This window comes from Microbacterium sp. Soil_C_42, from assembly GCF_057656735.1.
Window position 1 is genome coordinate 129,793 of record NZ_JBDGJU010000008.1, and the last position, 11,614, is coordinate 141,406.

The window sequence follows — 11,614 nt, forward strand, 5'->3', positions numbered from 1 at the left end:
CCTGAGTCACATGGCGTCCATCCGCGGTCGCCGGAAGGAGCCTCCTGTGTCCGGCACCGGAACATTCGCGTTCACCGTCCACCCTCGTGCGCGTCTGCGCGAGGACCTCGCTCGCGCATGGCGGCCGCTGGCTCTGGTGCCGGAGTCCGTCTACGACGCCGCCCTGCGGCGCCTGCCGCTGCCGCCGATCACGATGGCCGGCGTGCAGATCGGCGGCGAGCGCGTCGGCCACGTCGTGCTGGTTCCCTTCGGCGCCCGCCATCTGCTCTCCGACGTCGACGGCGGCCGGCGGCGCGTGACCCGCGCGGTCGACCGCGGCGCGGCACTCGGCGCAGACGTCGTGGGACTCGGCGCGCTCACCGCGACGGTGACGGCGGGCGGAGCCACCCTGCGCGGACGCTCCGACATCGGGGTCACGAACGGCAACGCGTTCACGGCGGCGATCGTCGAGGACCAGATCCGGATGCTGCTCCCCCAGGTCTCGGCGCGCGCCACGCCTGCGCACATCGCGATCGTGGGCGCCAGCGGCAGCGTGGGCAGCGCGGTCACCAGGCTGCTCGCCCGCGACCCCGCGGGAGCACGTCTGACGCTGATCGCCCGCACCGCACCGCGCCTGGAAGCGCTCGCGGCGTCGGTCGCCGGCGACGTCGACGTGACGGTCGCGCGCTCGATCGATGCGGTCCAGGGCGCCGACCTGGTCGTGCTCCTCACCGCCTCGGCCGACACGATCCTCGGCCCCGACCATCTCGCGTCCGGCGCGATCGTGCTCGACGCGACCCAGCCGCGCAACACGTCGCCCGCCCTCGCCACCGCACGGCCGGACGTGCTCGTCGTCGACGGCGGCATCGTCTCGATCCCGAGCCTGCGGCTCACGGGCGGAGAGATCGGCCTGCCCGATGGCCGCTCGTACGCCTGCTTCGCCGAGACGGCGATCCTCGCCCTCACCGGCCACCGCGGCCACTTCTCGATCGGCAACCCCACGCTCGAGCAGATCGACGACATCCGCGCTCGGGCCTCCCGACTCGCAGACCTCGGCTTCCGCGCGGCCGCTCCCACGAGCTTCGGCGCACCGGTGGTGCTCGAGCGACGCGCGACGGTGATCGCATGACCCGCGTGGTGCTGCTGGGCGGGGGCTACGTCACCCTCCACGCCTACGCGACCCTCGCGCGTCATGCGGGGCGGCGCCTGCGGCGCGGCGACCTCGAGATCGTGGTCGTCTCGGCCGACACCGCGCACCGCTTCCACGGCTTCACCGGCGAACTGCTGGCGGGGATGATCGACCGCGACCGCGTGGCCACGCCGCTGGCCGAGGCGATGCCGCTCGCGCGGATCATCGAGGGCCGCGCGGTGCGCATCGACGCGGCGGGCCAGTCGGTGTCGTACCGGCGCCGCGACGACGGCGAGGTCGAGACCCTGGCCTACGACCATCTCGTCGTCGGCACCGGAGCGAGAGAGCCGGCCGCCGAGGTCCCCGGGCTCGCCGAGCACGGCTACGCCCTGCGCGGCCCGGACGAGATCGCCGAGCTCGCGGACCACCTCGCGGGTGTTCCCGGATCGCCGGTCGTCGTCGCCGGCGGCGGGATCGCGGGCGTCGAGCTGGCGGCGGCCATCGCCGACCGCGGACACCCCGTCACCCTCGTGCACTCAGGCATTCGCCTCGTCGGCGAGTGGTCCGATCAGCCACGGCTGGCGGCCCGCGCCGCGCGGGAACTCGAACGACTCGGAGTGCGGGTGGTGACCGGCGTTCGGCTCACCGAGGTCACGCCGACCGCGGCGCAGTTCTCCGACGGCTCGTCGCTCGCGACGGCGACGGTCGTCGCCACGACCGGCCAGCGTCCCGTGCGCATCGCCGGGCTCGACCCCTGGCGCGACGAACGCGGTCGCCTGCGCACGCAGCCGACGCTCGCGGTCCGGTACGGCGTATGGGCGGCCGGCGACGGCGCGCGGGTCGCGCATCCCGTCACGGGCGAGCCCGTGCCCGCCAACGCGCTGTGGGCGATGAAAGGCGGCGACCACATCGGCCGCGCGATCGCCGGGCGGCTGAGCGGACGGACGGCGGGGCGCTTCACCTACCGCGGACTCGGTCGCGCGGCGTCGTTCGGCTTCGGCCGCGGCATCTCGGAGCTGTACGGGGTGCCGTTCACCGGCGCGGTCGCGTGGATCCTGCGCCTCGGATTCTTCCTCCGCTTCATGCCGTCGCGTTCGCGGGCAGCGGGCGTCGTGGCGGACCTCGCGCGCTTCGCGTTCACGCCGCGCCGACACGTCGCGACGAGCGCGTCTCAGCCCGTCTCCGCGCTGACGGCGTCTCCCGCCTGACGCCCGGGCTCACGCCCAGCGGCGGCACCACTCGTACATGACGACCGCGGCGGCGGCACTCGCGTTGATCGAGCGGGTCGAGCCGTACTGCTCGATCTGGACGGTTCCGGATGCTGCCGCCAGCGCCTCCGGCGACAGCCCGGGTCCTTCCTGGCCGAACAGCAGCACGCACGCCTGGGGCAGGTCGGCGGCCGGCAGCGGCAGGGACCCCTCGACGTTGTCGATCGCGATGACGGGCAGGGACGCGGCATCCGCCCACGCGGTGAACGCCTCGACGGTCTCGTGATGGCGCACGTGCTGGTAGCGGTCGGTCACCATGGCTCCGCGGCGGTTCCAGCGCCGCTTGCCGATGATGTGCACCTCGGCGGCGAGGAACGCATTGGCGCTGCGCACGATCGAGCCGATGTTCATGTCGTGCTGCCAGTTCTCGATCGCGACGTGGAACGCATGGCGGCGCGTGTCGAGGTCGGCGACGATGGCGTCCATCGTCCAGTACCGATAGGGGTCGACGACATTGCGGGCGTCGCCGTTCGCGAGCAGCTCCCGGTCGTACCGCGGATCGTCGGGCCACGCGTCGGGACCCCCCGGCCACGGCCCCACGCCGACCGGCAGCGTCGGCTCGGCGGTCTCGGCGCTCTGCTCGGGCGGGTTCACCGGCCCAGGCTATCCCGCGCGGCGGTGCGTGACGCAGGACCGGACGCCCGCAACGAGCGTCACGGTGCGGTCACGCCGCATCCATCCTGAAGGGCGAACCCTTCTCGGCGATCAGGGGCGCGGCCTGCGTCGCCGACCGGTCTCGTCTCACTGCGTGGTTCGGCTCGACTCGGAAAGCGCACGCCGGTCATACTGGGAAAGACCGTACGACCGGGGGGCCAGTTGTTCGACGATCAGAGGCGTCAGCGCGCCATCGAAGCACTCGGGGTGTTGGACACGCCACCGGATGAACGCGTCGACCGCGTCGCCCGGCTGGCTCAGGAGATGTTCGGCGTCCCCATGGTGAGCGTCACGCTCATGGACGGCGACCGGCAGTTCCGCAAGGCGCAGATCGGTCTCGGCGGGCACGAGGCTCCGCGCGCCGACTCCTTCTGCGATCTCACGATCCGGCAGGAGGGGACGCTGGTGATCGAGGATGCCGCCACCGACGTCACGTTCGCCGAGAACCCGTTCGTGGTCGGCGATCCGCACCTGCGCTTCTACGCCGGGCATCCGCTGCGCGCGCCCGGCGGAGAGCAGGTCGGCACGCTGTGCATCGTCGACACCGAGCCGCGCACCCTCGACGATCGCGGCAGACAGCTGCTGCGCGAACTCGCCCTGTGGGTGCAGGCCGAGATCACGGACAGGGGCGAGCTGGACTACGCGTCCGTCGTGCAGCGCGCCATGCTCCCTGGGCGCACGCCCGAGGTTCCGGGCTACACGCTCGCCGCCGCGGCGGCCCCGGCGGGGAATCTGCTCGGCGACGTCTACGACTGGCAGGTCGTGGACGGGCGGCTGCGGGTCGCCCTCGCCGACGTCATGGGCAAGGGCGCGGGGCCCGCGATCATCGCCTCCGCCGTGCGGGCCTCGCTGCGCACCGCCCCGGAGCGCCCGCTCACCCAGGCGGTGAGCGAGATCGACCGCATGCTCGAGGACGACATCGGCGGCTCGAACATCTTCGTGACCGCCGTCGCCGCCGACATCGACATCGCGTCCGGCACGATGGCCTTCGTCGACGCGGGACACAGCCTCGCGTTCGTGCTGCGCGCCGGAGGGACATGGGAGCCGCTGAGGTCGACGGGCCTGCCGCTGGGCATGGGATTCGACGAGACCCGCACCGCGTCGGCGGCGCAGCTCGATCCGGGTGACGTGTTCATGGTCTGCAGCGACGGCCTGCTCGACGTGCTCGACGCCGACGACCCGTTCGGTCACGTGCACGACACGCTGCGCGATCTCGGCCCCGCCGGGGCCGTGCAGGAGGCGACGGCCCTCGCCGCGCGGCGCGGCGCGCCCGACGACGTCACGGTGCTCGTCGTGAGGAGGGATGCGTGACCGCACGCTTCGTCTGGATCCGCATCCTGGCGCTGCTGTCGGTGCTGCTCGGCGTCAACTACATCGTCTGGCGCTGGCTCGACTCGGTGAACTGGGCGGCGTGGTGGATCGCGGTGCCGCTGGTGATCGCCGAGACCTACAGCCTCATCGACACCTTCCTGTTCTCGGCGACGATGTGGCGCGCCCGCGAGCGCCCGGCCCCGGCCTCGCCTCCTGAGGGCACGGTCGACGTGCTCATCACGACCTACAACGAGCCCGTCGACATGGTGATCGCGACCGCCCGGGCTGCGAAGTCCATCGCCTACCCGCACGAGACGTGGATCCTCGACGACGGTGCGCGACCCGACATGGCCGCCGCGGCCCGCCGGCTCGGCGTCGGCTACATCACGCGCTCCGCCGACTGGGCCGGCAAGCCGCGGCACGCGAAGGCCGGCAACCTCAACAACGCGCTCTTCCAGACGGAGGGCGAGTTCCTCCTGATCCTCGACGCCGACCAGGTGCCCGATCCGCTCATCCTCCACCGCACCCTCGGCTACTTCGCCGACGATCCCGAGGTCGCCCTCGTCCAGACCCCGCAGTGGTTCGTGAACGTCGACGACGCGGATCCGCTGGGCAGTCAGGCGCCGCTGTTCTACGGCCCCATCCAGCAGGGCAAGGACGGCTGGAACGCCGCGTTCTTCTGCGGCTCGAACGCCGTGCTGCGCCGCGACGCGCTCATGCAGCTGGGCATCGTCGGGTACGTCCGCAGCCTCGAGCAGTCCACGGCGCGCACCCTGAAAGCCTCCGAGTCGCTGCTCGCCCACGCGGCGCGCGACCGCGACGCCGATCCCGCCGTGCGTCAGCAGCTGCGGGTGCTGCGCAGCGAGGTCACGCAGGCGCGCGCCCGGCTCGACGAGGGCGAGCCGATCGCGGATGTCACCTACCGCGTGCAGTCCGCCGTCGACACGGCCTCGCGGGAGCTGGTGCGCGGCGACCTGTCGCGCATGCGCGCCGACCTCGCGTCGATCGGCGAGCTGCCGGTCCAGCGCGACGCCGAGCTCGACGCGATCGTCATCGACGACGCGGGGCTGGACGCCCTCGCCGCGCGCGAGCTGTCGCCGCTCGGGGCCATCGACTCGGTGTCGGCACTGCTCGAGGCGCTCCGCGTGGATCGCCCCGACGAGGCGCAGCCTGTGCAGCCGATGGCCACGATCTCGGTCACCGAGGACATGGCGACGGCGATGCAGCTGCACTCGCTCGGCTGGAAGAGCGTCTACCACCACGAGATCCTGGCGCACGGGCTCGCCCCGGAGGACCTCCGCACGATGCTCACGCAGCGACTGCGCTGGGCGCAGGGCACCCTCCAGGTGATGCTGCGCGACAACCCGCTCGCGAAGAAGGGCCTCTCAGCGGGTCAGCGGCTGATGTACTTCGCGACGATGTGGAGCTACCTGTCGGGATTCACGGCGATCGTCTATCTCGCGGCCCCGGTCATCTTCCTCGTCTTCGGGGTGATGCCGGTCACCGCGTGGAGCGTCGACTTCTTCGCGCGCTTCCTGCCGTACTTCGTCGTCAACCAGATCCTGTTCCTCGTCGTGGCGAAGGGCATCAAGACGTGGCGCGGCCAGCAGTACGCGCTGGCGCTCTTCCCGGTGTGGATCAAGGCATGCACGTCGGCGTTCTCGAACGTCGTGCTGAAACGCCCTCTCGGCTTCGCCGTCACCAAGAAGGACGGCCGCGACGAGTCCGGCCCGCCGTGGCGCGAGATCTGGCCGCAGCTGACGGCGATCGTCGTGCTCGCGCTCGCGCTCGTGCTCGGCCTCGCACGCCTGGCGGTCGGAACCGCCGACGGCACGGGCACGCTCGTCAACACGGTGTGGGTGATCTACGACCTGGCCGTGCTGAGCGTCATCGTCCAGGCCGCCCTGTACCGCGGGCCCGCGCGGCCCGCCCCCGAGCCCGAGGAGGCAGCGTGAATCTGATCGTGACACCCGGCGAGGCGTTCGCCGTCGTCCGGCCCGAGGGCCGGCTGACCGCGACCTCCGTGCCCCGGCTCAAGAAGGCGGTGGACGACCTCGTGGGCGGGGGCAGCACGCGCATCGTGGTCGACCTGTCGGGCACCGAGTTCGTCGACTCGTCCGGGCTGGGCGCGCTCATCGGCGGCCTCAAGTCGGCCCGGCTCGCCGGCGGCGACCTGCGCATCGCCGCCGCCACTGAGCCGGTGCGCCGCGTGCTCAAGCTCACCAACCTCGACCGCGTGCTGCGCGATCACCCGACGCCGGAGTCGGCGTTCGATGGCGACTGAGCCGACGATCCGCCTCGAAGGCGTGGCCGACGACACGCTCGTCGACCGCGTGCACGATGCCTTCGACGAGCTGCTCCGCCGCTTCCCGGACGTCGGCGACGAGGACGCGATGCTGTTCCGCCTCGCGGTCAGCGAAGTCGCCACGAATGTCGCCGAGCACGCGCTCGCGCGCGAGCCCGTCCGCGTGACGGTCGAGCTCGAGGCCGACGCCGACGCGCTCTCGGCGGTCTTCACCGACACCGCAGAGCCGGCCCTCATCGACCTCGGCTCGGTCTCGATGCCCGGGTCCGACGCCGAGTCCGGACGAGGCCTCGCGATCGCCCTCGCCACCCTCGACGAACTCGTCCACGAGACCGAGCGCGGCAACGTCTGGCGGCTGCGCCGCCTGCGCCGCGACTGACCCGCCTCCCGGAACGGGACTCTCACCGAGGCGCGGGACAGCGTCCCCGGTCTCCGCCGAGTGCCCTCGTTCCGGCGGCCGACCGTGCCGTCGCAGTCTTTTCGGTGTACCGAAAACAGGGTACGTTTTCGGTATGCCGAAAACTGCCGAGGATGTCAGCGCGCCGACGCCCCCCGCGAGCCGACGCCTGTCGATGCCGCGCCTTGCATGGCTGATCGGCCCGGCGCTCGTGGCGGGGGTGGCGTACCTCGACCCCGGAAACGTCGCGAGCAACATGACGGCGGGCGCCCGGTACGGGTACCTGCTGGTATGGGTCGTGGTGCTCGGCAACGTGATGGCCTGGCTCATCCAGTACCTGTCGGCCAAGCTCGGCATCGTCACCGGCCGCAGCCTCCCCGAGACCCTCGGTCACCGCATCGGCAACCGCTGGGGCCGCCGCGCGTACTGGCTGCAGGCCGAGCTCGTCGCGATGGCCACCGACATCGCCGAGGTGATCGGCGGAGCCGTGGCTCTCAACCTCCTCTTCGGCGTCCCGCTGCTGTGGGGCGGCGCGATCACCGGCGCGGTGTCGATCGCGCTCCTGCTCATCCAGTCGCGGCGGGGTCCGCGCACGTTCGAGTTCGTCGTGATCGGCCTGCTCGCCATCATCGCGATCGGGTTCTCGTTCGGCGTGTTCGTCGCCCCGCCCGACGGCGCGAGCGTGGTGGCGGGCCTGGTGCCGCGCTTCGAAGGCGCCGACTCGGTGCTGCTGGCGGCGTCGATCCTCGGCGCCACGATCATGCCGCACGCCATCTACGCGCACAGCGCCTTGGCGCGCGACCGCTTCGCGCCGGCGCCGGCCGGCGCGGCGCTCGGCGGCGACCGACTGATGCCGCGCGGCTCCCGCGCTGCCGGTGCCCCGATCGGGGCCCCGGCAGACCCGACGCTGGCCGAGCTGCGCGGCATCCCCACCCGTCGCCTGCTGCGCGCGACCAAATGGGATGTCACCATCGCGATGCTGATCGCGGGCACCGTGAACCTCTGCATCCTGCTGCTCGCGGCGGCGAATCTGGCCGGCGTCCCCGGCACCGACTCGCTCGAAGGCGCGTACGCCGCGCTGTACGCGGGTCTCGGGCCGCTGGTCGCGACGCTGTTCGCCGTCGGGCTTCTGGCCAGCGGCCTGGCCAGCACGTCGGTCGGCGCTTACGCCGGCGCCGAGATCATGCACGGCCTGCTGCACATCCGCGTGCCGCTGCTCGCCCGCCGGCTGGTCACGCTGATCCCCGCACTCGCGATCCTCGCGATCGGCTTCGACCCGACGGTCGCCCTCGTGCTGAGCCAGGTGGTGCTGTCGTTCGGCATCCCGTTCGCGCTCATCCCCCTGGTCGCGCTCACCGCCAACCGCGAGGTGCTCGGCGGCTACCGCAACCGCGTGTGGACGACGATCGCGGGGATCGCAGCATCCGTGTTCCTCATCACCCTCAACGGCGTGCTGCTGTACCTGGTGCTGACGGGCGCGTGAAAGGCCGCCCGGTACCCTGAAACGGTGGCCTCCCCTGCGATCGACGACTACCTGAAGACGATCTACCACCACACCGAGTGGCAGGACGACCGCATCACGCCGTCGCAGCTGGCCGCAGAGCTCGGCCTCGCGCCGTCGAGCGTCACCGAGATGGTCCAGAAGCTCGCCGCCCAGGGTCTCGTCACGCATCGCCCGTACGGGCCCATCGCGCTCTCCGAGGCGGGCGAGCTCCGCGCGGCGGCGATCATCCGCCGTCACCGCCTCATCGAGACGTGGCTCGTGGGTGAGTTCGGCTACGCGTGGGACGAGGTGCACGACGAGGCCGAGGTGCTCGAGCACGCGATCAGCGACCGGCTGCTCGAGGGCATCGACGAGCGGCTCGGCAGGCCGCGCTTCGACCCGCACGGTGACGCGATCCCGGATGCCGCGGGCCAGGTCCACCGCGAACCCTTCGTGCTGCTGGCTGCCGCGCCGGTCGGGCACGTGGGCCGCGTGCTGCGCGTGAGTGACCGCGACCCCGAGCTGCTGCGAGCCGTCGAGTCGGCCGGCGTGGCCGTCGGCGCGACCGTGACGGTGACGGATGCTGCGGCCCTGCGTTTGACGATGGGTGAGGGCATCGGGACCGCGTCGGTGTCGCTTCCCGACGCCGCTGCCGACGCCGTCTGGCTCAGCGCCTGACCCGAGCCTCGGCCGGGTCGCGTCCAGCGTGTCCCGGCACAGGATCGGAGATTCACGACGACACGCCGGGGACGGGATGCTGCGCGCCGGCGTGTCGCCCAGAGCCTCCGATGCGGTGCGCGCCGGGTCAGCGGCGCGCCGTCACCTCGAACGGCCAGCGCACGCCGGTCGCCGTCTCGGCGACGTCCCAGAGGCGCGCGGCGACGACCGGGTCGCGGGTGATCTTCGAGGCGGTCTGCCTGCGGGGCTCGCCGCGCGAGCCGGTGCGCGGGCCCCAGAACTCGCCGCCCTCGATGCCGGGGTCGGTCAGGGCCCGCACGAGCGGCCAGGCGCCGTGCTCCTTCGACTGCGCCATCGCCGCCTGCAGATTGTCGCGGAAGCGCTTGGCGCGCGAAGGCTCGTTGACGCCGACGATGCCGGGGGTGCGGCCGCCCGTCGAGTAGCCCGGGTGCGCGACGACGCTCACGACCGGGATGCCGGCCGCGCGCAGGCGCCGGTCGGCCTCGAACCCGAGCGCCGTCGTCGCGACCTTCGACTGCACGTACGCGCGCCAGGCCGTGTAGTCGTCGACGAGCTGCGGGTCGACCGGGTCGTACGGCGTGAGCGAGGTCGACATGCTCCCCACCCACACCATGCGCCCGTGGGCCTCGGCGAGAGCCGGCAGGAGCTCTCCGGCGAGCGCGTAGTGGCCGAGGGCGTTGGTCGCGAACACGACCTCATGCCCGTCGATCGTGGTCTCGCGGGACTTCGGCGCGTGGACGATCCCGGCGTTGAGCAGCACGCCGTCGAGGGAGCCCCTGCCCCGCACGCTCGCGGCGGCGGAGCGCACCGAGGCCAGATTCGAGGTGTCGAGGATGAGCGGCTCGGTCGCGTCGGGTGCGGCCTCCGGCACCCGGCGGCGGATCGCCGCACGCGCGGCCGAGAGCCGGTTCGGATGGCGCGCCGACATCAGCACGTGCGCACCGGCGCGCACGAGCTGCTCGGAGGCGAAGTAACCGAGGCCGGCGTTGGATCCGGTCACGAGGTACACGCGTCCGGAAAGGTCTGGGAGGGTCCGGGGGTCCCACGTCACGGGAACGACCCTACGCCTGCGCGCCGCCTAGTCTGGACGCATGCGGACCCGCGCGGACATCGAATGCTGGCTCACCGACATGGACGGCGTGCTGGTGCACGAGAACACCCCCATCCCCGGGGCATCGGATCTGCTGGAGCAGTGGACCGATCAGGGTGTGCCGTTCCTCGTGCTCACCAACAACTCGATCTTCACGCCCCGCGATCTGTCGGCCCGGCTGCGGGCCTCCGGCCTCGTCGTGCCGGAGGAGTCGATCTGGACCTCGGCCCTGGCCACCGCCGATTTCCTCAAGTCGCAGATGCCCGGCGGCTCGGCGTTCGTCATCGGCGAGGCGGGCCTCACGACAGCCCTCCACGAGGCGGGCTTCATCATGACCGAGACCGATCCCGACTACGTCGTCGTCGGCGAGACCCGCAACTACTCGTTCGAGGCGATCACCAAGGCGATCCGCTTCATCAACGCCGGTGCCCGCTTCATCGCGACCAACCCCGACGCGACCGGCCCCTCGACCGAGGGCGTGCTGCCGGCGACCGGCGCGATCTCGGCGCTCATCACGAAGGCGACCGGCATGGAGCCCTACGTCGTCGGCAAGCCGAACCCGATGATGTTCCGCTCGGCTCTGAATCGCATCGGCGCGCACTCCGAGAACACCGGCATGATCGGCGACCGCATGGACACCGATGTCGTCGCCGGCATCGAGGCAGGCCTGCACACCGTGCTCGTCCTGACAGGCATCAGCGACGCCGCCGAGATCGCCCGCTATCCCTTCCGCCCCGACGAGGTGCTGGACTCGGTCGCCGACCTCCTCGACCACGAGCCCGTCGAGTCCGAAGACCCCGAGCTGCTGTAGCGCGGGAACACGGATGCCTCGGCCCGAGGCATCCGCTCCCCCGAAGGCGAGGCGGGCTTCCGCAGCGCCCGCCCCGCCCCGCCCCGCCCCGCCCCCCCCCGCAGGCCTCTGCTCCTCATTTGAGGATCAGAGCCGAGATGCGGACCGATACGCCGCACCCGACCCTCACCTCGGCCCACATCCTCAAATGAGGAGAACGGATGCTGCACTCCCGCGCGTCCGGCCCCGATTCAGTCGTGCGCCCCGGCCTCCCGAGCGCACACCCCGATCCTCATTTGAGGACCAGAGCCGAGATGCGGACCGAAACGCCGCACCCGACCCTCACCTCGGCCCACGACCTCAAATGAGGAGAACGGATGCTGCACTCCCGCGCGATCGGCCCCGATCCGGTCGTGCGCCCCCGGCCTCCCCAGCGCACACCCCGATCCTCATTTGAGGACCAGAGCCGAGATGCGGACCGAAACGCCGCACCCGACCCTCACCTCGGC

Annotated in this window: 11 protein-coding genes; 9 read left to right on the top strand and 2 right to left on the bottom strand. The window is 72.2% G+C overall.

From position 1 onward, the window contains the following. The first annotated feature begins 46 nt into the window (after positions 1-46). Both AC3A46_RS07650 and AC3A46_RS07655 read left to right on the top strand, forming a co-directional pair. A complete protein-coding gene (locus AC3A46_RS07650) occupies positions 47-1,108 on the top strand; it encodes a semialdehyde dehydrogenase (protein WP_487664605.1) in 1,062 nt (353 codons plus the stop codon). Beyond that, complete coding sequence (locus AC3A46_RS07655) at positions 1,105-2,316, top strand: NAD(P)/FAD-dependent oxidoreductase (protein WP_487664606.1); 1,212 nt, start codon at positions 1,105-1,107, stop codon at positions 2,314-2,316. The genes AC3A46_RS07650 and AC3A46_RS07655 overlap by 4 nt, the downstream gene beginning before the upstream one ends. Positions 2,317-2,325: 9 nt before the next feature. On the opposite strand, the gene AC3A46_RS07660 is transcribed toward AC3A46_RS07655, so the two are convergent. Continuing rightward, positions 2,326-2,970 (bottom strand): TrmH family RNA methyltransferase, encoded by a 645-nt coding sequence (locus AC3A46_RS07660; protein WP_487664607.1) that lies wholly within the window; start codon positions 2,968-2,970, stop codon positions 2,326-2,328. A 267-nt stretch (positions 2,971-3,237) separates the two neighbouring features. On the opposite strand from AC3A46_RS07660, the gene AC3A46_RS07665 reads away from it, so the two are divergent. The 6 genes from AC3A46_RS07665 (at position 3,238) to AC3A46_RS07690 (ending at position 9,204) form a co-directional block, all read left to right on the top strand. Continuing rightward, positions 3,238-4,341, top strand: a complete 1,104-nt coding sequence (locus AC3A46_RS07665) for a PP2C family protein-serine/threonine phosphatase (protein WP_487664608.1) — start codon at positions 3,238-3,240, stop codon at positions 4,339-4,341. Next, positions 4,338-6,296 carry a glycosyltransferase family 2 protein gene (locus tag AC3A46_RS07670; RefSeq protein WP_487664609.1) on the top strand — a complete coding sequence of 653 codons (1,959 nt, stop codon included), beginning with the start codon at positions 4,338-4,340 and terminating at the stop codon, positions 6,294-6,296. The genes AC3A46_RS07665 and AC3A46_RS07670 overlap by 4 nt, the downstream gene beginning before the upstream one ends. After that, a complete protein-coding gene (locus AC3A46_RS07675; protein WP_056366114.1) occupies positions 6,293-6,625 on the top strand; it encodes an STAS domain-containing protein in 333 nt (110 codons plus the stop codon). The genes AC3A46_RS07670 and AC3A46_RS07675 overlap by 4 nt, the downstream gene beginning before the upstream one ends. Further along, complete coding sequence (locus AC3A46_RS07680; protein WP_487664610.1) at positions 6,615-7,025, top strand: ATP-binding protein; 411 nt, start codon at positions 6,615-6,617, stop codon at positions 7,023-7,025. Before AC3A46_RS07675 ends, AC3A46_RS07680 begins: the two co-directional genes overlap by 11 nt. A 133-nt stretch (positions 7,026-7,158) precedes the next feature. Continuing rightward, positions 7,159-8,526 carry an Nramp family divalent metal transporter gene (locus AC3A46_RS07685; RefSeq protein ID WP_487664611.1) on the top strand — a complete coding sequence of 456 codons (1,368 nt, stop codon included), beginning with the start codon at positions 7,159-7,161 and terminating at the stop codon, positions 8,524-8,526. Between the two features lie 24 nt (positions 8,527-8,550). Further along, a complete protein-coding gene (locus AC3A46_RS07690; protein WP_487664612.1) occupies positions 8,551-9,204 on the top strand; it encodes a metal-dependent transcriptional regulator in 654 nt (217 codons plus the stop codon). A gap of 127 nt (positions 9,205-9,331) precedes the next feature. Here AC3A46_RS07690 and AC3A46_RS07695 read toward each other — a convergent pair whose 3' ends face one another. After that, entirely contained in the window at positions 9,332-10,276 is a 945-nt protein-coding gene (locus AC3A46_RS07695) for an SDR family NAD(P)-dependent oxidoreductase (protein WP_487664613.1), read from the bottom strand. Positions 10,277-10,316: 40 nt separating this feature from the next. On the opposite strand from AC3A46_RS07695, the gene AC3A46_RS07700 reads away from it, so the two are divergent. Beyond that, entirely contained in the window at positions 10,317-11,126 is an 810-nt protein-coding gene (locus AC3A46_RS07700; protein WP_487664614.1) for an HAD-IIA family hydrolase, read from the top strand. The last annotated feature ends 488 nt before the right edge of the window (positions 11,127-11,614 follow it).

Excerpts from the sequence above, each read along its gene's own strand:
- AC3A46_RS07655 (WP_487664606.1), top strand. The coding sequence starts at position 1,105 with ATGACCCGCGTGGTGCTGCTGGGCGGGGGCTACGTCACCCTCCACGCC.
- AC3A46_RS07680 (WP_487664610.1), top strand. The coding sequence starts at position 6,615 with ATGGCGACTGAGCCGACGATCCGCCTCGAAGGCGTGGCCGACGACACG.
- AC3A46_RS07685 (WP_487664611.1), top strand. The coding sequence starts at position 7,159 with ATGCCGAAAACTGCCGAGGATGTCAGCGCGCCGACGCCCCCCGCGAGC.
- AC3A46_RS07700 (WP_487664614.1), top strand. The coding sequence starts at position 10,317 with ATGCGGACCCGCGCGGACATCGAATGCTGGCTCACCGACATGGACGGC.